Genomic DNA, 20,727 nt, shown 5'->3' with positions numbered 1-20,727 from the left:
CGCGGCGTCGGAAACTGCCGCGGTATGACTGCCGACAGGGATGTGCATGAAGATCGTATGGGGTTTGGTAATCGGGATCTCGATCCTGCATTACGCGGTGATGGGTTACGCGGGCGACTACCCCTCGCGTGAGGCGGAGAACCTGATGAGCTGGGCCTTCGCCCTGATGTTGGCCTACTGGTGCCTGGCGGATGCCAAGCGGCGTGGCTATCACCGCCCCTATGAGTTTGGCGCCTTTCTATTCTTCCTCTGGCCAGTGGTTCTACCGGCCTATCTGCTACATACCCGTGGCTGGCGTGGCCTGCCGCTCTGTGCTGGTCTATTCGTACTTGCCCTCCTGCCCTGGTTGAGTGGGGTTGCGGCGTATTACGCATACTGAAAAGCGCAGGGCTTTGGCGAGGGCACTTCATTCATCGGTGGCGGTCTGCTGTATTCGAGCAAGGGAGAGGATATGGCTACAGAGCGCAAGGCACTGTTGATCCTGCATGGCAAGCAGGCGCAGAACGAGGAGGTGCGCGCCGCCGTGCTGGCGTTGCGCGAACGCGGCTGGCAGTTGGCCGTGCGCCTGACCTGGGAGGGTGGAGATGCGGCGCGCCTGGTGCAGGAAGCGCTGGCTGCCGGCTATCCCACCCTGATCGCCGGCGGTGGTGACGGTACTCTGCGCGAAGTGGCGGAGGCCATGGCCCTGGCCCGTAGCGAGGCATCCCTGGCGCTGCTGCCGCTGGGCACTGCCAATGATTTCTGCCGTGCCGCCGGTATTCCGCTGCTGCCGGCTGAGGCGCTGGCGCTGCTGGAATGCGAGCCGCGCCCGATCGACCTCGGCGAGGTGGATGGCCAGCTGTTCCTCAATATGGCCACCGGCGGCTTCGGCTCCAGGGTGACCGCCAATACCTCGGAAGAACTTAAGAAACTGCTGGGTGGCGCCGCCTATTTCCTTACCGGGCTGAGCCGCTTTGCCGAGGTACATTCGGCGTTCGGGCGCTTCGGTGGGCCCGGTTTCGCCTGGGAGGGTGATTTCCTCGCCCTGGGCATTGGCAACGGGCGCCAGGCCGGCGGCGGCCATGTGCTCTGCCCGCAGGCGCAGGTAGACGACGGCCTGCTCGACGTGTGCATCGTGCCGGCGTCGCAGGATGTGGTGGGTACCCTGGGGACGCTGCTGTCCGGCGGCATTCTCGGCCTGGAGGCGGTGTCCGTCAGTGCACGCCTGCCCTGGCTGGAGGTCGAGGCCCCGGAAGGGCTGGACATCAATCTGGATGGCGAACCGCTGGAGAGTCGTCACCTGCGTTTCGCGGCGCGGCCTGGAGCGCTGCGCGTGCACCTGCCAGACTCCTCGCCGCTGCTCGGCGGTGGCGCTGGCGGGGTGCCTGCGGCATGATGGCTTGAGGCCATGATCTGCAGTTTCTGAACAACTGGCCGATAGCAGCTAGACTCGATTCAAACATGAGGAAAATTCGATGGCCGGCATTCTCGATACAGTGGATCAGCGCACCCAACTGGTGGGCGAGAACCGCCTGGAGATCCTCATGTTCCGCCTGGCGGGGCGTCAGCTGTTCGCCATCAACGTGTTCAAGGTGCAGGAAGTCCTGCAGCTGCCCAAACTGACCCTGATGCCGCACCGTCACCCCTATGTCTGCGGCGTGGTCAACCTGCGCGGCCAGACCCTGCCGGTAATCGACCTGTCCCAGGCCATCGGCATGCGCCCGCTGACGCCCAACGAGAACAGCACCATCATCGTCACCGAGTACAACCGCTCGGTACAGGCCTTCCTGGTCGGCGGTGTGGACCGCATCCTCAACCTCAACTGGGAATCCATCCTGCCGCCGCCGGGTGGAGCGGGGCGCCAGCACTATCTCACCGCCATTACCAAGGTGGACGACCAGATCGTCGAGATCATCGACGTGGAGAAGGTGCTTTCGGAGATCGCGCCGATGAGTACCAAGGTCTCCGACGAGAAGCTGGCCGACCCGCTGCTGGCCAAGGCGGTCGGCCGCGAGGTGCTGCTGGTGGATGACTCCAGCGTGGCCCTCAACCAGCTGCGCGAGACCATGTCTCAGCTGGGACTGCGTACACATTCGGCCAGCGACGGCCTCAAGGCTCTGCAGTTGTTGAAGAAATGGGCCGACAGCGGCGAGGTGATGACCGACAAGCTGCTGATGATCTTCACCGACGCCGAAATGCCGGAGATGGATGGCTACCGCCTGACCACCGAGATTCGCAACGACCCGCGCCTCAAGGATCTCTACGTGGTGCTGCACACCTCGCTGTCCGGCAGTTTCAACGAAGCGATGGTGAAGAAGGTCGGCTGCGACAACTTCCTCTCCAAGTTCCAGCCGGACAAGCTGGTCGACGTGATCCACCAGCGCCTCGAACTCGATCGCTGATCGCCAGACTTGAGCGCCTCGTGCGCTCCCCGTATAACCGGCATTTCTAGATCCCAGGATGCCGGTCCCATGCAACTCTCCGCTCTCTACCGATACCCGCTGAAGTCCGCCCGTGGCGAAAGCCTGACCCAATCGCCGCTGGAGGCGCTGGGCTTGCGCGGTGACCGGCGCTGGATGCTGGTGGAGCCGGAGAGCGGGCGCTTCCTCACCCAGCGCCTGTTGCCGCAGATGAGCCAGCTGAGCGCGCTGTACAACGCAGACGGCGGCCTGAACCTGAGTGCGCCCGGCTTCGGCAGCCTCAAGGTGGCACTGCCGCAGCCGGACCAGGATCTGCGTGGCGTGACTGTCTGGCGCGACAGCCTGCGCGTGCCGGATGCCGGTGATGCGGCGGCCGAATGGCTGAGCGCCTTCATCGGTCGGCCCTGCCGCCTGGTGCAGGTGCCGGAGGCGCGCGCCCGCCAGGTCGACACCGGCTATGCCCAGCCGGGTGACAAGGTGGCGTTCTCCGACGGTTTCCCCCTGCTGCTGATCGGCCAGGCCTCGCTGGATGACCTGTCGGCGCGGGTCGGCCGGCCGCTGGAGATGCTGCGCTTTCGTCCTAACCTGGTGATCGAGGGCAGCGCGCCCTACGCCGAGGACGGCTGGAAGCGCATCCGCATCGGCGAGCTGGAGTTCGAGGTTGCCAAGGGCTGCAGCCGTTGCATCCTCACCACCATCGATCCGCAGACCGGCGAGCGCAACGCTGACCGCGAGCCGCTGAGTACCCTGAAGACCTACCGCGAGCGCGACGGTGATGTGTATTTCGGCCAGAACCTGCTGCCACGCGGTTTCGGCGAGCTGCGCGTGGGCATGCCGGTGGAAGTGCTGGAGTAAGGTGGTGTGTAAATGAAAAGGGCGCCTTGAGCGCCCTTTTTGTTTACTGATCGTCGAAGAAGCGCTCGTGCCAGTCCACCAGCTTCTGCGGCGAGCCGAGCTTCTGGCCGTAGATCACCGAGTAGGACAGCACGTTCTGCACGTACTGACGGGTCTCGTCGAACGGAATGTTCTCCACCCACACGTCGAACGCCAAGTGGTCGGCGCCGCGCAGCCACTGGCGCACGCGGCCGGGACCGGCGTTGTAGGCGGCGGAGGCGAGCACCCGGTTGCCATTGAACTGGCCGTGCACCTGGCTCAGGTAGGCGGCACCGAGCTGGATGTTCTTCTCCGGCGCCAGGGCCTGTTTGGGGTCGGCCAGCGGGATGCCGAACTTGCGTGCGGTCTCCTTGGCGGTGCCCGGCATCAGCTGCATCAGGCCCATGGCGCCGACCGGCGAGCGGGCGTCGGCCATGAAGGCGCTCTCCTGGCGGGTGATGGCGAACACCCAGCTGGAGTGCAGGCCGCGCAGCTTGGCCTGCTGGGTCAGGCTGCTCTTGTGCGCCATGGGGAAGCGGATATCCAGGTCATCCCAGTACTGCGCCTGGCTGATGGTGCGGATAGCCGGGAAGTACCAGCCCTTGTCGTAGGCCAGTTTGGCCTGGGCGACCATTTCGTCGCGGCTGAACAGGCGGCTGACGTGGTACCACTCGCGGCGACCGTCGACGATCTGGCCGCGATCGTGGAACTCCAGGGCGCGACGGATGCCTGCCGTGTTGCGCACTTTCTGCATCACCTGCGGATTGATGGGCATCGGCTTGTGGTTGAGGCTGTAGGGCACCTCGATGCGGTCGGCGGCGAGGAAGCCGTAGAAGTCGCGCTCCTTGGCCAGCGGCTGGTACAGGGCGACGGCCTGCTGGCCCTGGGGTTGGGCCAGTTGCAGGCTGCGCGCCTGCCAGTAGCGCCAGCGACTGGTGGTGGCGAGGGGGCTCGGCATGCGACTGGTCAGCTGGTAGGCCTCGTCCCAGCGACCGTGGCGCAACAGCAGGCGCGCACGCCATTCGGAGACGGTGTTGTCGCGCAGCTCCGGGTCGTATTGGGCCATGACCTTGAGCGCGCGGATATCGAAGCGCTTGGCCAGGGTCAGGCCGATTTCGCGGGCGATGGCGACCTTTTCCTCGGCGGAGAAGGGCAGTTTGCCGGCATAGACGTCCAGCAGGCTCAGGGCCTTTTCCGGATCCTGGCGTGCCAGGCGACGCAGGCCGAGGCCGGCGGCGTCGGCCATGTAGCGATCGGCCGGGGCGAAACGTGCGGTCTGGCTCATCATCTGCGGCCTCTGCGCCGCATCGAGCATCAGCTGGCCCTGCTTGCCGAGGTTGGGCAGGCCCTTGATCAGGTAGCTGGCCAGGCCGTAGTTGCGCGCCTCGGCGGCCAGCTTGGCGCGCTGCCAGCGGCGATCCTCGTTGAGCTGGCCATCGGCGCGCCAGGTGCTGAACAGCGTGTCGCAGGCCTCGGGCTGGGATTTGCCGACCAGCCACAGCTTCTCGGCGGCGACCCGGGCTTCGGCTTTCATGCCCTGTTTGTACAGGTACTGGCCATACAGGCAGTCCAGTTCAGTGAAGTTGAGCTTGGGGTCGTAGTGGTTGGCGAAGGTCTGCCACTCGCCGCGCTCGGCCAGCCAGCGCAGCCAGCGCAGTTTCATCCAGCCGGCCTGGGGCAGGTCGCCGTGCTCGGTGAGAAACGCCTCGATCTCGTCGTTGCTGGCCCATTTCAGGCGGGTGGTGAGCTCGTCGTAGGCCAGGTAGGGCTCCAGCGGATAGTCACGCAGGGCATTGGCGTAGCGCAGGTAAGGGCCCTTGTCGCCCTTGGCCAGGGCGCGCTTGGCTTCGTCATACATCTGCCGCTGCTGGGCCAGATTGGCGGCCTGAGCGCTGGCGAGGCCGAGGGAGCAGGAAAGGAACGCGGAAAGCAGGCAGAACAGAGGGCGGCGCATGACACATCCGGACAGAGAAAACGAAATGGAGCTTTCGCCTAGCTTAGCCTGACTAAGCAGCAGAATGGCACCGCAGCGTGCGACAACGCGCCAGCATTGGGCCAGCTCAACTCGGTTAGAATGCGCGCCTGTTCACGAAGGTGGTAGTCATGACCCTGCTCAAGTTTTCCGATGTTTCCCTGGCCTACGGCGCAATGCCCCTGCTGGACGGGGTGTCCTGGCAGATAGCCCGGGGAGAGCGGGTGTGCATCATCGGCCGCAACGGCACCGGCAAGTCGAGCATGCTGCGCCTGGTCAAGGGCGAGCAGATGCCCGATGACGGCGAAATCTGGCGCGCGCCGGCGCTGAAGATCGGCGAGCTGCCGCAGGAGTTGCCGCGTGCCGACGAGCGCACGGTATTCGATGTGGTGGCCGAGGGCCTGGCCGGGGTCGGCGAGCTGCTGGCGCGCTATCACCACCTGAGCCAGAACATCCAGGGCGAGGACGATCTCAACCAGCTGATGCATGTCCAGCAGGAGCTGGAGGCGAAGGATGGCTGGCGCCTGCAACAGCTGGTCGACAGCACCCTGAGCCGCCTGCAGCTGCCGGCCGACAAGACCCTGGCCGAGCTCTCCGGTGGCTGGCGCCGCCGCGTGCTGCTGGCCCAGGCGCTGGTCTCCGAACCGGACCTGCTGCTGCTCGACGAGCCGACCAACCACCTGGACATCGGTGCCATCGCCTGGCTGGAAGAGGCGCTGAAGGACTTCGCCGGCGCCGTGCTGTTCATCACCCACGACCGTTCCTTCCTGCAGAACCTGGCCACGCGCATTCTCGAGCTGGACCGTGGCGGGCTGATCGACTGGAACGGCGACTACGCCAGCTTCCTGGTGCACAAGGAGCAGCAACTGGCCGCCGAGGAAACCGCCAACGCGCTGTTCGACAAGCGTCTGGCCCAGGAAGAGGTGTGGATTCGCCAGGGCATCAAGGCCCGCCGCACCCGCAACGAGGGCCGCGTACGCGCGCTCAAGGCGATGCGCCAGGAACGCAGCGAGCGCCGCGAGCGCCAGGGCAAGGCCAACATCCAGCTGGAGTCGGCGGAGAAGTCCGGCAAGCAGGTGATAGTGGCGGAAAATGTCAGTTTTGCGCACGCAGGGGGACCTACCCTGATCCGCGACTGCTCGCTGGTGCTGCAGCGCGGCGACCGCATCGGCCTGCTCGGGGCCAACGGAACCGGCAAGACCACGCTGCTGAAACTGCTGCTTGGCGACCTGCAGCCCACTAGTGGCACGATAGTGGCAGGGACGAAGATCGAAGTGGCGTATTTCGATCAGCTGCGCCATCAGCTGGAGCCGGAAAAGACGGTGATCGACAACGTCGCGGAAGGTCGCGACTTCATCAGCATCGATGGTCAGAGCCGCCACGTGCTGAGCTATCTGGGTGACTTCCTGTTCAGTCCGCAGCGGGCACGTACGCCGGTCAAGGCGTTGTCCGGTGGCGAGAGGGCGCGCCTGTTACTGGCTAAGCTGTTCAGCAAACCGGCCAACCTGCTGGTGCTGGACGAGCCGACCAACGACCTGGACGTGGAAACCCTCGAGCTGCTCGAGGAGGTTCTGCTGAATTTCCCCGGCACCGTGCTGATGGTCAGCCACGACCGGGCCTTCCTCGACAACGTGGTGACCAGCACGCTGGTCTTCGAGGGCGAAGGCAGGGTGCGCGAGTACGTCGGCGGCTACCAGGACTGGTTGCGCCAGGGCGGTTCGCCACGCCTGCTGGGTGTTGGCGAGAGCAAGTCGGGCAAGGCGGAGCTGAGCGCAGTGGCACCCGCTGCGCCGGTGACAGAGACAGTGAAAGAGGCGGCTCCGGCCGCGAAGAAGCTCAGCTACAAGCTGCAGCGAGAGCTGGAGGCCATTCCCGGGCAGATCGACGCCCTGGAGGCCCAGCTGGCAGAACTGCAGGGGCAGATCGCCGATCCGGCCTTCTACCAGCAGGCACCGACCATTACCGGGCCGGTGCTGCAGCGCCTGCAGAGCCTGCAAGAGGAGTTGGACCAGTTGCTGGAGCGCTGGGCCGAATTGGAAGCCTAAAACGCTTGTCGGAGACATGCATGGCGATTGAGTACCGCATCACCCTGGATGACAACCATCAGTTCAGCTACAGGATCGAGCTGGACCGTCAGTACGACCCCCAGGGTGCCGAGGCGACGCCGAAGTGGACGCGCCTGGAAAACAATCAGTGCAGCAACTGCCCACTGAAGAAGGATGAATTCAGCCGCTGCCCGGCAGCGGTCGACCTGCACCGGGTGATTGAGGACTTCCAGGGCCTGCCGGCCTTCAAGAAGGCCCAGGTGTGGGTGCGTACGCCGGAGCGCGAGTACAGCAAGCAGGTTGGCCTGGAAGAGGGGCTGCGCTCGCTGCTCGGGGTGATCATGGCGACCAGTGCCTGCCCGGTGCTGGGCAAGCTCAAGCCGATGGCGCACAACCACCTGCCGTTCGCCAGCAGCCAGGAATTCATCCTGCGCACCATTTCGCTGTACCTGACCCGGCAGTACTTCTGTGGGATGCAAATAAAGTTTCATCCTTAGAAATAAAGTGTCATCCCGAGCAATCGGGTTCTGGCCTTGTCCGCCCCCTGGAACCCCCAATGATTGCGGCCTGCAAGGCCGCAATCAGGGAGGAAATTAGCAAGGTCACAATAGAAATCAACGACTTACGATTTCAGGTAAGGATGACACTTTATTCGCATGGCTCCGGGGTTTTCCGACCATTTGAAGGCCGCTGCGAGGCATTAGGATGAGGCTTTAGGTACAGGTCGGGCAGTGAGCTTCCCAGCCAGCCCAGCAAATCGTTCCCGTTAGGATGAAACTTTATTTGCATCCCACAACTTCAACTTCCGCGAGGGGCGCCTCGCCGACTGGGAGCTCAAGGGGCTGGTCAAGCAGTTCCAGCAGCTGCAGCTGGTCAACCAGGCGTTCTGGCAGCGCATTCACGATGTCTGCGAAGGGGATTCCAACCTCAAGGCCTTCCTCACCTTCTTCTCCATGTCGTCGAGCATGACGGTGTCGATGGAGACCCAGCTGCAGAAGATCCGCCCGCTGGTCATGAGCGCCGGCGACGTTCCGGAGTGAGTTGCAGGGCCCGTTGCCGGGCCCGGCGTTATTCCTTGGTTTTCTTCAGGCGCACCGCCAGCACGTCGCACGGGGCGCCGTGCAGCACGTCGTTGGCGGTGGAGCCCAGCAGCAGGGCGAGGCCGTGGCGGCCGTGACTGCCCACCACGATCAGGTCGCAGCCCTGTTCCTCGGCCAGTCGATGCAGCTCCTGACGCGGCTGGCCGTAGGCCAGGTGGCGCTGCTCGGCGCCCAGTTGCGGGTAGCGCCCGGCAAAGCTCTGCAGGCGCTCGCGGGCCTGGTCGAACTGCTGCTGCTGGAGCAGTGACAGGTCCATCGGGACGTCGCCGCCGAACGCCATGGCCATGGGCTCGACGATGTGCACCAGTGCGGCCTTGGCGCCGCTGCTGGCGGCGATGGCCAGGGCACGCTCGACGACCGGGTGGCATTCGTCAGTCAGGTCGATGGCAATCAGGATGTGCTGGTAGGGCATGGTGAATTTCCTCCACTCCAGTGGGCATGCTTGCAGTAAGTTCTGCTTCCTTCATAACACAGACCCTAGCAGTAACAAGAGAGAGATATGACCTGGTGGATAGTGCTTTTGCTCGTCGGTGCGGCCCTCAGTCCGCTGGTATGGCTGCGCCCCTCGCCGCAGCAGCGCGGGCAGATGGAATTGCGCCTGGCCGCGCGGCGCCTGGGGCTTGGCATGCAGCTGGGGCAGCAGCAGTGGCCGCACTGGCTGGAGAAACAGCCGCCGGAACGCTGTGCCCAGTACCATCGGGGGCGCCGCGCGGGGCGCAGTGACAGCTGGAGCTACTGGCAGGTCGCGCCGGGACAGTGGTGCAACCAGTGGCGCGAGCCCTGCGCCGATGCGGCCATGCTGGAACGCCTGCAGGCCTTGCCGGCGGACGTCTACAAGGTCGAGGCCACCCCGCAGATGATTTCCCTGTTCTGGGGCGAGCGCGGCGGCGAAGAGGAGCTGCGGGCCGTGGCGGCATTGCTGGCGCAACTGGCCTGATGGCATTTGCTTATTGACATTATTCAGCTGCTGAATGCTGGTGCCAGAGGGCTTGAGCGGCCATGCGTGACCCTGCGGCAGCTTCTGGTCATCGAGTGGCTCTGCACCCATTCGGGGCTTCTGCGACGGGCAATTGACAATTGCCGGGTTTTCACTGAATGTACGCCCACCCAAATCAAACGGGCGTATGAATTGAGCGATCTGCCCCTATGGCAGCGCCTTTACAGCCCGATTATCGCGTCGGCGGGTGTGTCGGATCGATTGGGACTATGCTCGACGGCTCTGTGCCTAGAGCGGCCCCGGCCGGTTGGCTCCGATGTGTACAGTTCAGCTTCCATACCGTGGAGATCAGTTGATGATTTACGAAGGTAAAGCCATCACGGTTAAGGCTCTTGAGGGCGGCATCGTCGAATTGAATTTCGACCTCAAGGGTGAGTCCGTTAACAAGTTCAACCGTCTCACCCTGACCGAGCTGCGTCAGTCCGTGGATGCCATCAAGGCCGACGGTTCGATCAAGGGCGTAATCGTCACCAGCGGCAAAGACGTGTTCATCGTCGGCGCCGACATCACCGAATTCGTCGACAACTTCAAGCTGCCCGACGAAGAGCTGGTTGCCGGCAACCTCGAAGCCAACAAGATCTTCAGCGATTTCGAAGACCTGGCCGTTCCGACCGTTATCGCCATCAACGGCATCGCCCTGGGCGGCGGTTTCGAAATGTGCCTGGCCGGTGACTACCGTGTCGCCGCCGAGAGCGCCAAGATCGGCCTGCCGGAAGTCAAGCTGGGCATCTACCCGGGCTTCGGCGGCACCGTCCGTCTGCCGCGCGTGATCGGTACCGACAACGCCATCGAGTGGATTGCTTCCGGTAAGGAAAGCAAGGCCGCCGACGCCCTGAAAGTAGGTGCCGTCGACGCCGTCGTCGCTCCTGCCAAGCTTAAGGACGCCGCTCTGGACCTGGTCAAGCGCGCCATCTCCGGCGAGCTGGACTACAAGGCCAAGCGTCAGCCCAAGCTGGAAAAGATCAAGCTCAATGCCATCGAGCAGATGATGGCCTTCGAAACCGCCAAAGGTTTCGTCGCTGGCCAGGCCGGCCCGAACTACCCGGCTCCGGTCGAGGCCATCAAGACCATCCAGAAAGCCGCCAACTTCGGTCGCGACAAGGCTCTGGAAGTCGAGGCCGCTGGCTTCGTCAAGCTGGCCAAGACCTCCGTTGCCGAAAGCCTGATCGGTCTGTTCCTGAATGACCAGGAGCTGAAGAAGAAGGCCAAGCAGCACGACGAGATCGCCCGCGACGTGAAACTGGCCGCCGTACTCGGCGCCGGCATCATGGGTGGCGGTATCGCCTACCAGTCGGCTTCCAAAGGCACTCCGATCCTGATGAAGGATATCCGCGAAGAGGGTATCCAGATGGGTCTGAACGAGGCCTCCAAGCTGCTCGGCAAGCGCGTCGAAAAAGGCCGCATGACTCCGGCCAAGATGGCCGAAGCCCTCAACGCCATTCGCCCGACCATGTCCTACGGTGACTTCGGTGCCGTCGACATCGTGGTCGAAGCCGTGGTCGAGAACCCGAAGGTCAAGCAGATCGTGCTGGCCGAGGTGGAAGGCGTGGTGAAGGAAGATGCCATCCTGGCTTCCAACACCTCCACCATCTCGATCAACCTGCTGGCCAAGGCCCTCAAGCGTCCGGAAAACTTCGTCGGCATGCACTTCTTCAACCCGGTGCACATGATGCCGCTGGTTGAGGTCATCCGTGGCGAGAAGTCCAGCGACGTGGCCGTTGCCACCACCGTGGCCTACGCCAAGAAGATGGGCAAGAACCCGATCGTGGTCAACGACTGCCCGGGCTTCCTGGTCAACCGCGTGCTGTTCCCGTACTTCGGTGGCTTCTCCAAGCTGCTGGGCTTCGGTGTCGACTTCGTGCGCATCGACAAGATCATGGAGAAGTTCGGCTGGCCCATGGGCCCGGCCTACCTGTCCGACGTGGTCGGCATCGACACCGGCCACCATGGCCGTGACGTGATGGCTGAAGGCTTCCCGGATCGTATGGGCGTTGAAGGCAAGACCGCCGTCGACGTGATGTACGAAGCCAATCGCCTGGGTCAGAAGAACGGCAAGGGCTTCTACGCCTACGAGACCGACAAGCGCGGCAAGCCGAAGAAAGTCTCCGACCCGGCCGCCTACGAGCTGCTGAAGTCGATCGTCGTCGAGCAGCGTGAGCTGAGCGACGAAGACATCATCAACTTCATGATGATCCCGCTGTGCCTGGAAACCGTTCGTTGCCTGGAAGACGGTATCGTCGAAACCGCAGCTGAGGCCGACATGGGCCTGATCTACGGTATCGGCTTCCCTCCCTTCCGCGGTGGTGCTCTGCGTTACATCGATTCCATCGGTGTGGCCGAGTTCGTCGCCCTGGCCGACAAGTACGCCGAGCTGGGCGCCCTGTACCACCCGACCGCCAAGCTTCGTGAAATGGCCGCCAAGGGCCAGAAGTTCTTCGGTTAATCGCGCAGCGAACAGAGCGAGAGTAGAAATATGAGCCTGAATCCGAGAGACGCAGTCATTGTCGACTTCGGTCGTACCCCGATGGGTCGTTCCAAGGGCGGCATGCACCGCAACACCCGTGCCGAGACCATGTCGGCACACCTGATCAGCGGCGTCCTGGCGCGTAACACCAAGCTGGACCCGGCTGAAGTCGAAGACGTGATCTGGGGTTGCGTCAACCAGACCCTGGAGCAGGGCTGGAACATCGCGCGCATGGCGTCGCTGATGACCCAGATCCCGCACACCAGCGCCGGCCAGACCGTCAGCCGTCTGTGCGGTTCTTCCATGAGCGCCCTGCACACCGCCGTGCAGGCCATCCAGACCGGCAACGGCGACGTATTCGTCGTCGGCGGTGTGGAGCACATGGGCCACGTTGGCATGATGCACGGCGTCGATCCGAACCCGCACCTGTCCCTGTACGCCGCCAAGGCGTCGGGCATGATGGGTCTGACCGCCGAGATGCTGGGCAAGATGCATGGCATCAGCCGCGAGCAGCAGGATGCCTTCGGTGAGCGTTCGCACCGTCTGGCGCACAAGGCCACCGTCGAAGGCAAGTTCAAGGATGAAATCATCCCGATGCAAGGCTACGACGAGAACGGCTTCCTGAAGGTGTTCGACTTCGACGAAACCATTCGTCCGGAGACCACCCTGGAAAGCCTGGCGGCCCTGAAGCCGGCGTTCAACCCGAAAGGCGGCACCGTGACTGCAGGTACTTCCTCGCAGATCACCGACGGCGCTTCCTGCATGATCGTCATGAGTGCCCAGCGCGCTCAGGATCTGGGCATCCAGCCGATGGCCGTGGTTCGCGCCATGGCGGTGGCCGGTGTCGATCCTGCGATCATGGGCTACGGTCCGGTTCCGTCCACTCAGAAGGCACTGAAGCGTGCCGGCCTGACCATGGACGACATCGACTTCGTCGAGCTGAACGAAGCCTTCGCCGCCCAGGCTCTGCCGGTGCTGAAGGACCTGAAACTCCTCGACAAGATGGAGCAGAAGGTCAACCTGCACGGTGGCGCCATCGCCCTGGGTCACCCGTTCGGCTGCTCCGGTGCGCGTATCTCCGGCACCCTGCTCAACGTGATGAAGCAGAACGGCGGTACTCTGGGCGTGTCCACCATGTGTGTGGGTCTCGGCCAGGGCATCACCACCATCTTCGAACGCATCTAAGCGTTAGTCGATGCGAAGACCGGGGCCTGGTGCCCCGGTTTTTGTTTTTCAGGAGAACTCCCATGCAACTGCAACCCGGTCTCTACCGCCACTACAAGGGTCCGCAGTACCGCGTGTTCGGTACCGCGCGCCATTCGGAAAGCGAGGAGTGGCTGGTGGTCTATCAGGCGCTCTATGGCGATTTCGGCCTGTGGGTGCGGCCACTGGAGATGTTCTGTGGCACGGTCGAACTGGACGGCGAGACGGTGCCGCGCTTTGCTCTGATCGAGGCCGAACCGGCAGTGATCGGGCAGGGGGCTGCTGGGAATCGCGCTTGACCGCAACTCGGCAGCCACTATATATAGCGGTGCCTTGATAGGCTCCCGCCGCTTATTCTTTCTTTTTCGTATTCAGGAATTCTCCAGTCCATGGGCAAATCGCTGGTCATCGTGGAATCCCCGGCCAAGGCCAAGACCATCAACAAGTACCTGGGCAACCAGTTTGTGGTGAAGTCGAGCATCGGCCATATTCGTGACCTGCCCACCAGCGGTTCCGCCAGTGCCAACAAGGAGCCAGTAAAGCGCGGCAAGGCTGCGGCCGCCGAGGCGCCGGCCCTGTCGCCCAAGGAGAAGGCCAAGCGTCAGCTGTTCGCGCGCATGGGCGTCGATCCCGAGCATGGCTGGAAAGCCAAGTACGAGATCCTGCCCGGCAAGGAGAAGGTGATCGAGGAATTGCGCCGCCTGGCCAAGGATGCCGACACCATCTACCTCGCAACCGACTTGGACCGCGAAGGAGAGGCCATCGCCTGGCACCTGCGCGAGGCCATCGGCGGTGACGACAGCCGTTACAAGCGCGTGGTGTTCAACGAGATCACCAAGAAGGCCATTCAGGAGGCCTTCTCCCAGCCCGGCGAGCTGGACATCAACCGCGTCAACGCGCAGCAGGCACGTCGCTTCCTCGATCGCGTGGTGGGCTACATGGTCTCGCCGCTGCTGTGGGCCAAGATCGCCCGTGGCCTCTCCGCCGGTCGCGTGCAGTCGGTGGCGGTGAAGCTGGTGGTGGAGCGCGAGAAGGAAATCCGCGCCTTCGTCCCGGAAGAATACTGGGAAGTGCACGCTGACCTGGGCACCGCCAAGAGCGACAAGGTGCGCTTCGAGGTGGTCCGCGAGAACGGCGAGGCCTTCAAGCCGCTGAATGAAGCACAGGCCATGGCGGCGCTGGAGAAGCTCAAGGCCTCCAGCTACAGCGTGGTCAAGCGCGAGGACAAGCCGACCTCGAGCAAACCGTCCGCGCCCTTCATTACCTCCACCCTGCAGCAGGCGGCGAGCAATCGTCTCGGCTTCGGCGTGAAGAAGACCATGATGATGGCCCAGCGTCTGTACGAGGCGGGCTACATCACCTATATGCGTACCGACTCGACCAACCTGTCGAACGACGCCATCGACATGGTGCGCGGCTTCATCGACAACGAGTTCGGCCAGAAATACCTGCCGGCCAAGCCGAACCTGTACTCCAGCAAGGAGGGCGCCCAGGAGGCGCACGAGGCGATCCGCCCGTCCGACGTCAACCTACGCCCGACCCAGCTGTCCGGCATGGAGCGTGACGCCGAGCGCCTGTACGAGCTGATCTGGCGCCAGTTCGTGGCCTGCCAGATGCCGCCGGCCGAATACCTGTCCACCAGCGTCAGCGTGGCGGCCAGTGGCTTCGAACTGCGTGCCAAGGGCCGCATCCTCAAGTTCGACGGCTACACCCGCGTGCTGCCGCAACAGAGCAAGCCGGGCGAAGACGACGTACTGCCGGAGATGAAGGAAGGCGAAGCGCTCAAGCTGCTCAAGCTCGACCCTAGCCAGCACTTCACCAAGCCGCCGGCGCGCTTCTCCGAAGCCAGTCTGGTCAAGGAGCTGGAGAAGCGCGGCATCGGCCGCCCGTCCACCTATGCGGCGATCATCTCCACCATCCAGGAGCGTGGCTACGTCACCGTACACAACCGGCGCTTCTATGCCGAGAAGATGGGCGACATCGTCACCGAGCGCCTCGACGAGAGCTTCGCCAACCTGATGGACTACGGCTTCACCGCCGCCATGGAAGAGCATCTGGACGACGTGGCCCAGGGCGAGCGCGACTGGAAGCACCTGCTCGACGAGTTCTATGGCGACTTCAAGAAGAAGCTCGAAGTGGCCGAGACGGCGGACAAGGGCATGCGTGCCAATCAGCCGACCCCGACCGATATAGCCTGCCGTGACTGCGGCCGGCCGATGATGATCCGCACCGCTTCCACCGGCGTGTTCCTCGGCTGTTCGGGCTATGCGCTGCCGCCGAAAGAGCGCTGCAAGGCTACCCTCAACCTGATCCCGGGCGACGAGATCGCCGCGGACGACGAGGGTGAGTCCGAATCGCGCGTGCTGCTGGGCAAGCACCGCTGCCCGATCTGCGCCACCGCGATGGATGCCTATCTGCTGGATGAGACCCGCAAGCTGCATATCTGCGGTAACAACCCGGATTGCGCCGGCTACGAGATCGAGCAGGGCCAGTACCGCATCAAGGGCTATGAAGGTCCGAGCCTGGAATGCGACAAGTGCGGCAGCGATATGCAGCTGAAGACCGGGCGTTTCGGCAAGTTCTTCGGTTGCACCAATGCCAGCTGCAAGAACACCCGCAAGCTGCTGAAGAATGGCGAGGCGGCGCCGCCGAAGATGGATGCGGTGCCGATGCCGGAGCTCAAGTGCGAGAAGGTCGACGACACCTACGTGCTGCGTGACGGGGCTTCCGGCCTGTTCCTCGCCGCCAGCGGCTTCCCCAAGAACCGTGAGACCCGTGCGCCGCTGGTGCTGGAGCTGATCCCGCACAAGGACGAGATCGATCCCAAGTACCACTTCCTGCTGGCTGCTCCGGCCAAGGATCCTGATGGCCGTCCGGCAGTGATCCGCTACAGCCGCAAGACCAAGGAGCAGTATGTGCAGAGCGAGGTGGACGGCAAGCCCACCGGCTGGCGCGCCTTCTTCGATGGCGGCAAGTGGAAGGTCGAAGACAAGCGCTGATCTCTGTTGCCCTCTGATACCGGGTGCTGATGCACCCGGCATGTTCCGCTCTCGCAGTCGAGGAGTAGGCCATGGCTCACGAGCCTTATACCCGTACCAATCAGAAGATCTTCTTCGCCGGCCTGGCGCTGGAGAGTCTGCGCAAAGCCGAGGCCGGCGAGGCCGTGAATGCCCAGGCGCTGATGCAGGCCGAACGTGAGGCCGTATTGTTCCATCTGCATGGCGCGGTACTGGCGCTGTGCCACGAGATTGCCGACTACTACAAGCTGGCTGAAGCGCGCGCCCCTCGCGTCGAGCTGCTGCTGAATCAGGACGTCCTGCAGCGCTCCCCGACGCCCGAGCTTGCCGAGCTGATGGAAATCGCGGCTCAGCCGGAGAGTTGGTTGGCGCAGTTGCTGGCGGCTCATGCCGCGCTGTTCCTGCCGCCGCAGGCGCCGAAGACGGCCAAGGTGGACCCGACCCTGCCGCTGATCCAGACGGTCAGCCTGGAGCCAGAAGAGGCGCCGCAGTTGGGGTACGCCGAGCTGGAGAGCTGGCGCCAGCAGCTCAAGCAGCTGGTACTGCGTTACCGGGAGTCGCTCAGCGAGTGCTGAGATTCGCGGCGGGTCGCTTGCATGGCGACACGCCGGCCTCTGGAATGCATATCTTCGGTAATCAGTGCAGCTGCAATGCGGCTTGCCCCGGGGCCGTTTGCGGCTACCGGGCTAGGGCCTGAGGGCGGGTACTGTTACACTGGCGTCCTGCTAGGAGAACCGCACCATGTCCACTTCCTTCCTCGAAATCGTCGAACTGCCCGATGGGCGCATCATTCTGCGCCGCGCCGAGGATGAAGAAGTGCTGGTGACGCTGGACTTCTCGGCGGATGCCAAGGCTTTCCTGCAGGGCCATCATGTCGAAGTGGCCAAGGCCATGCTCAATGTCGGCGTGCAGATGGCCGGCCGCCTGGCCGAAGGCGATATCGAGCAGGATGAGCAGCCGCGCGTGCTGCACTGATCGATTGACGGGCCGCCCATGGCCCTCTGAAGCCTTGCTCCGAAACGCCTCAATCCAGACGGATATTCAGACTCTGCGCGCTACCCAGGCGGGCCGCACTGCTCAGGCTGGCTCGCTGGCCGGGTAGCAGGCTGATCCAGCTCACCACGGTATGGCTGCGGCCCAGGCGCAAGGCCTCACGAGCCAGCTCCAGAGCATCCTGGCCGGCGCGCGGCTGCAGCACCAGCAGTCGATCGAGATTGAGCCCGGCGCTACGTAACCAGGCGTTGGTGATCGCGGCTGGCGGAGCGACCAGGGTCAGCCAGCGGGCGTCCTGGTTCAGGCTCAGTTCGCGCAGCACCGGACCGAGCAGGTGCCGGCAGTTGCCGAGCGAGCCGGACAGGCGCAGTTCGCTGAAGGGTTCCGGCTCGTCGAGCCAGGGCGACTGCACGGCTTCGTCGAGCAGTGGCAGGTGGGTGCCGAGGAAAGCTTCAAACAGCGGAAGTTGCGAACGATTCAGCGACTGCGGGAACTGCATGAAGCTCTCCTTGATACTTAGCGGCGGATCACGCCGACACTCAGGCCTTCGATCACCAGATCCTGTTCTTCCAGGTTCACCTCGATAGGCGCGAACTCCGGGTTCTCGGCGATCAGCAGCACCTTGTTGCCGTTGCGCTGGAAGCGCTTGACGGTGACTTCGTCGTCGATGCGTGCCACCACGATCTGGCCGTTGCGGGCCTCGCGGGTGGTATGCACGGCCAGCAGGTCACCGTCGAAGATGCCGATGTCCTTCATGCTCATGCCGCGCACGCGCAGCAGGTAATCGGCCTTGGGATGGAAGAACTCCGGGTTGATCTTGCAGGAGTCTTCCACGTTCTGCTGGGCGAGAATCGGTGCGCCGGCAGCGACACGGCCGATCACCGGCAGGCCTTCCTCTTCATTGGCGGCCGGTTCGAAGCCGGGGATGCGGATGCCGCGGGAAGCACCCGGGGTCATCTCGATCGCGCCCTTGCGGGCGAGGGCTTTGAGATGCTCCTCGGCGGCATTGGGCGATTTGAAGCCCAGTTCCTGAGCGATCTCGGCGCGTGTCGGCGGGTAGCCGTTGTCTTCCAGGCAGCGTTTGATGAAGGCGAGGATTTCGGATTGTCGCGGCGTCAGTTTGAGCATGCTGGCGGTCTGTCTGTTTATACAGTTGCTGTGATTATATACAGTGATTCTCTGCTGGCAACCTTTCTTTGCGGCCAGGCGTGGCACGGCCATTCCCACCACCCTGGCGGGTGGGTTGGGATTTCCTCTATCTGGCCTATGGTTAAATGCGTGACCGACCAGCCATGAATGGTCCTGTCAGACTTGACAGGCGGATAGCCTGAAACGTATGTTTCAAACAAGTGTTTGTCAGGTGAGGGTGTCATGGCTCAATCAGAAACTGTTGAGCGCATTTTGGATGCTGCCGAGCAGCTGTTCGCGGAGAAGGGCTTCGCCGAGACGTCTCTGCGTCTGATTACCAGCAAGGCCGGGGTCAACCTGGCGGCCGTCAACTATCACTTCGGCTCCAAGAAGGCGCTGATCCAGGCGGTGTTCTCGCGTTTCCTCGGGCCGTTCTGCATCAGTCTCGAGCGCGAGCTGGACCGGCGCATGGCCAAGCCGGAGGTCAAGCCCAGCCTCGAAGAGCTGCTGGAGATGCTGGTGGAGCAGGCCCTGGCGGTAAAACCGCGCAGTGGCAATGATCTGTCGATCTTCATGCGTCTGCTCGGCCTGGCGTTCAGTCAAAGCCAGGGACACCTGCGCAAGTATCTGGAAGAGGTCTACGGCAAGGTCTTCCGCCGCTACATGCTGTTGCTCAACGAGGTCGCGCCCAGGCTGCCGCCGCTGGAGATCTTCTGGCGCGTGCATTTCATGCTCGGCGCCGCGGCGTTCAGCATGTCCGGTATCAAGGCCCTGCGCGCCATCGCCGAGAACGACTTCGGCGTGGATACCTCGATCGAGCAGGTCATGCGCCTGATGGTGCCGTTCCTTGCCGCCGGCATGCGCGCCGAAAGCGGCGTGACCGACGAGGCGCTGGCCAACGCCCAGTTCAAGCCGCGCAGCAAGGCGCAGGTAGCCGCCAAGGCCGTCTGAGGCTGTGCCCGTGCGGGCCGATGGGCTAAGCTAGCCGCCCATGCGCCCGCTCGACCTTCTGCATATATCCATCGCCGACCAGTGCCTGTACGGATTTACCGACGGGCAGCTGGTCGTGCGCCTGCTGGTTTCCACCGCGTTGAACGGGGCGGGCGAGCAGAGCGGTTCGAACTGCACGCCGCGCGGCCGCCATCAGGTGCGTGCGAAGATCGGCGACGGCCTGCCCGAGGGCGCCGTGTTGCGCGGCCGACGCTGGACCGGCGAAGTCTGGTCGGAGGCGCTGGAGGCGCAGTTCCCGGGTCGCGACTGGATCCTCACCCGCATCCTCTGGCTCAGCGGCTGCGAGCCCGGTCGCAATCGCCTGGGTCAGGTCGATACTTTCCGCCGCTACATCTATCTGCACGGTACGCCGGACAATCAACCCATGGGTGTGCCGCTGTCGCACGGCTGTGTGCGTCTGCGCAACGCCGACCTGTTGAACCTCTTTCCCCGCGTGCCCTCTCACTGCGCGGTGATGATCGACGAAGCGCCGTGCCCGCAGTGGGCAGCGGCCGATCTCGTTTAAGGACTTCTCTGTGACGACCCTGTTTGGTTCCCTGATGCTGGACATCCACGGTACTTGGCTGACCGCCGAGGACCGCCGGATTCTGCGCCAGCCCGAGGTGGGCGGCCTGATCCTGTTTGCCCGCAATATCGAAGATCCGCGCCAGGTACGCGAGCTGTGCGCTTCCATTCGCGCCGTGCGCCCGGACCTGCTGCTGGCGGTGGACCAGGAAGGTGGCCGCGTGCAGCGCCTGCGCAACGGCTTTGTGCGCCTGCCGGCGATGCGCGCCCTGGCTGACAACGACAACGCCGAGCAGCTGGCCGAGCACTGTGGCTGGCTGATGGCGACCGAGGTGCTGGCCGTGGGCCTGGACCTCAGCTTCGCCCCGGTGCTGGACCTGGATCACCAGCGCAGCGCCGTGGTCGGCAGCCGCAGCTTCGAGGGCGATGCCGAGTTGGCCACGCGCCTCGCCGGTGCCTTCATCCGCGGCATGGATGCGGCGGGCATGGCCGCCACCGGCAAGCACTTCCCCGGCCACGGCTGGGCTGAGGCCGATTCGCACGTGGCCATCCCGGTGGACGAGCGCAGCCTGGACGAGATCCGTGCCAGGGACTTGGTACCGTTCAAGCGCCTGAGCCAGCAGCTGGCGGCGGTGATGCCGGCGCATGTGATCTACCCGCAGGTGGACGCCGGCCCGGCCGGATTCTCGCGGCGCTGGCTTCAGGACATCCTGCGCGGCGAACTGGGCTTCGATGGCGTGATCTTCAGCGACGACCTGTCCATGGCCGGCGCCCATGTGGTGGGCGATGCCGCCAGCCGTATCGAAGCGGCGCTGAACGCCGGCTGCGACATGGGCCTGGTGTGCAACGACCGCGCCTCGGCTGAGCTGGCTCTTGGCGCCCTGCAGCGCCTCAAGGTGCAGCCGCCCAAGGGCCTGGCACGCATGCGCGGGCGTGGCTTCGCCCGTACCGACTACCGCGAACAGCCGCGCTGGCTGCAGGCCGTTGCCGCGCTGCGCGCCGCGCAGCTGATCGATTGATT

19 protein-coding genes and 2 pseudogenes are annotated in these 20,727 nt (G+C 64.0%); 17 read left to right on the top strand and 4 right to left on the bottom strand.

Going from position 1 to position 20,727, the window contains the following annotated elements; translation table 11 throughout:
* Positions 1 to 46 precede the first annotated feature (46 nt).
* The 4 genes from PA6_RS08665 (at position 47) to PA6_RS08650 (ending at position 3,254) form a co-directional block, all read left to right on the top strand.
* On the top strand, positions 47 to 379 hold the full coding sequence (locus PA6_RS08665) for a hypothetical protein (RefSeq protein ID WP_021700529.1): 333 nt from the start codon (positions 47 to 49) through the stop codon (positions 377 to 379).
* A gap of 72 nt (positions 380 to 451) precedes the next feature.
* Entirely contained in the window at positions 452 to 1,375 is a 924-nt protein-coding gene (gene yegS / locus PA6_RS08660; protein WP_021700528.1) for a lipid kinase YegS, read from the top strand.
* 79 nt (positions 1,376 to 1,454) lie between these two features.
* Complete coding sequence (locus tag PA6_RS08655; RefSeq protein ID WP_021700527.1) at positions 1,455 to 2,381, top strand: chemotaxis protein CheV; 927 nt, start codon at positions 1,455 to 1,457, stop codon at positions 2,379 to 2,381.
* A 69-nt stretch (positions 2,382 to 2,450) separates the two neighbouring features.
* A complete protein-coding gene (locus PA6_RS08650) occupies positions 2,451 to 3,254 on the top strand; it encodes an MOSC domain-containing protein (RefSeq protein ID WP_021700526.1) in 804 nt (267 codons plus the stop codon).
* A 43-nt stretch (positions 3,255 to 3,297) separates the two neighbouring features.
* Here PA6_RS08650 and PA6_RS08645 read toward each other — a convergent pair whose 3' ends face one another.
* Positions 3,298 to 5,226 carry a transglycosylase SLT domain-containing protein gene (locus PA6_RS08645; RefSeq protein WP_021700525.1) on the bottom strand — a complete coding sequence of 643 codons (1,929 nt, stop codon included), beginning with the start codon at positions 5,224 to 5,226 and terminating at the stop codon, positions 3,298 to 3,300.
* A gap of 149 nt (positions 5,227 to 5,375) precedes the next feature.
* On the opposite strand from PA6_RS08645, the gene PA6_RS08640 reads away from it, so the two are divergent.
* From PA6_RS08640 to PA6_RS24765, 3 genes and pseudogenes are all read left to right on the top strand, one after another.
* Complete coding sequence (locus PA6_RS08640) at positions 5,376 to 7,289, top strand: ATP-binding cassette domain-containing protein (RefSeq protein WP_021700524.1); 1,914 nt, start codon at positions 5,376 to 5,378, stop codon at positions 7,287 to 7,289.
* A gap of 20 nt (positions 7,290 to 7,309) precedes the next feature.
* Positions 7,310 to 7,756: pseudogene (locus tag PA6_RS08635) on the top strand (DUF6901 family protein); the annotation flags it as partial.
* 333 nt (positions 7,757 to 8,089) lie between these two features.
* Positions 8,090 to 8,329: pseudogene (locus PA6_RS24765) on the top strand (DUF6901 family protein); the annotation flags it as partial.
* A 28-nt stretch (positions 8,330 to 8,357) separates the two neighbouring features.
* Here PA6_RS24765 and PA6_RS08630 read toward each other — a convergent pair.
* Positions 8,358 to 8,801, bottom strand: a complete 444-nt coding sequence (locus tag PA6_RS08630; protein WP_021700522.1) for a universal stress protein — start codon at positions 8,799 to 8,801, stop codon at positions 8,358 to 8,360.
* An 87-nt stretch (positions 8,802 to 8,888) separates the two neighbouring features.
* Here PA6_RS08630 and PA6_RS08625 point away from each other — a divergent pair, with 87 nt between their 5' ends.
* From PA6_RS08625 to PA6_RS08595, 7 genes are all read left to right on the top strand, one after another.
* Positions 8,889 to 9,326 carry a hypothetical protein gene (locus PA6_RS08625; protein WP_021700521.1) on the top strand — a complete coding sequence of 146 codons (438 nt, stop codon included), beginning with the start codon at positions 8,889 to 8,891 and terminating at the stop codon, positions 9,324 to 9,326.
* Between the two features lie 355 nt (positions 9,327 to 9,681).
* Positions 9,682 to 11,829 (top strand): fatty acid oxidation complex subunit alpha FadB, encoded by a 2,148-nt coding sequence (fadB, locus tag PA6_RS08620; protein ID WP_021700520.1) that lies wholly within the window; start codon positions 9,682 to 9,684, stop codon positions 11,827 to 11,829.
* A gap of 30 nt (positions 11,830 to 11,859) precedes the next feature.
* Positions 11,860 to 13,035: an acetyl-CoA C-acyltransferase FadA gene (fadA, locus tag PA6_RS08615; protein WP_021700519.1), complete on the top strand. Its 1,176-nt coding sequence runs from the start codon at positions 11,860 to 11,862 to the stop codon at positions 13,033 to 13,035.
* A 62-nt stretch (positions 13,036 to 13,097) separates the two neighbouring features.
* Positions 13,098 to 13,352, top strand: coding sequence for a DUF1653 domain-containing protein (locus PA6_RS08610; protein ID WP_021700518.1), 255 nt, complete (start codon positions 13,098 to 13,100; stop codon positions 13,350 to 13,352).
* A gap of 90 nt (positions 13,353 to 13,442) precedes the next feature.
* Positions 13,443 to 16,052 carry a type I DNA topoisomerase gene (gene topA, locus PA6_RS08605; protein ID WP_021700517.1) on the top strand — a complete coding sequence of 870 codons (2,610 nt, stop codon included), beginning with the start codon at positions 13,443 to 13,445 and terminating at the stop codon, positions 16,050 to 16,052.
* A 71-nt stretch (positions 16,053 to 16,123) separates the two neighbouring features.
* Positions 16,124 to 16,645 carry a DUF6586 family protein gene (locus PA6_RS08600; protein WP_021700516.1) on the top strand — a complete coding sequence of 174 codons (522 nt, stop codon included), beginning with the start codon at positions 16,124 to 16,126 and terminating at the stop codon, positions 16,643 to 16,645.
* Positions 16,646 to 16,811: 166 nt separating this feature from the next.
* Entirely contained in the window at positions 16,812 to 17,045 is a 234-nt protein-coding gene (locus PA6_RS08595; protein WP_021700515.1) for a hypothetical protein, read from the top strand.
* 49 nt (positions 17,046 to 17,094) lie between these two features.
* Here PA6_RS08595 and sulA read toward each other — a convergent pair whose 3' ends face one another.
* Positions 17,095 to 17,562: an SOS-induced cell division inhibitor SulA gene (sulA, locus tag PA6_RS08590; RefSeq protein WP_021700514.1), complete on the bottom strand. Its 468-nt coding sequence runs from the start codon at positions 17,560 to 17,562 to the stop codon at positions 17,095 to 17,097.
* A 17-nt stretch (positions 17,563 to 17,579) separates the two neighbouring features.
* The gene (lexA, locus tag PA6_RS08585; protein ID WP_021700513.1) at positions 17,580 to 18,191 is read right to left on the bottom strand and encodes a transcriptional repressor LexA; all 612 of its coding nucleotides are present in this window, start codon (positions 18,189 to 18,191) and stop codon (positions 17,580 to 17,582) included.
* Positions 18,192 to 18,434: 243 nt separating this feature from the next.
* Here lexA and PA6_RS08580 point away from each other — a divergent pair, with 243 nt between their 5' ends.
* From PA6_RS08580 to nagZ, 3 genes are read left to right on the top strand one after another with little or no spacing between them, the layout of a single operon-like run.
* On the top strand, positions 18,435 to 19,142 hold the full coding sequence (locus tag PA6_RS08580; protein ID WP_021700512.1) for a TetR/AcrR family transcriptional regulator: 708 nt from the start codon (positions 18,435 to 18,437) through the stop codon (positions 19,140 to 19,142).
* 40 nt (positions 19,143 to 19,182) lie between these two features.
* On the top strand, positions 19,183 to 19,707 hold the full coding sequence (locus PA6_RS08575) for a L,D-transpeptidase (protein ID WP_021700511.1): 525 nt from the start codon (positions 19,183 to 19,185) through the stop codon (positions 19,705 to 19,707).
* Between the two features lie 19 nt (positions 19,708 to 19,726).
* The gene (nagZ, locus tag PA6_RS08570; RefSeq protein WP_115288036.1) at positions 19,727 to 20,725 is read left to right on the top strand and encodes a beta-N-acetylhexosaminidase; all 999 of its coding nucleotides are present in this window, start codon (positions 19,727 to 19,729) and stop codon (positions 20,723 to 20,725) included.
* Positions 20,726 to 20,727: the final 2 nt, after the last annotated feature.

Origin of the sequence: Aquipseudomonas alcaligenes NBRC 14159 (assembly GCF_000467105.1) — a bacterium.
GTDB lineage: Bacteria > Pseudomonadota > Gammaproteobacteria > Pseudomonadales > Pseudomonadaceae > Aquipseudomonas > Aquipseudomonas alcaligenes.
The sequence above is the reverse complement of the archived record's forward strand: the minus strand, read 5'-3'. Positions and strand labels throughout refer to the sequence as shown.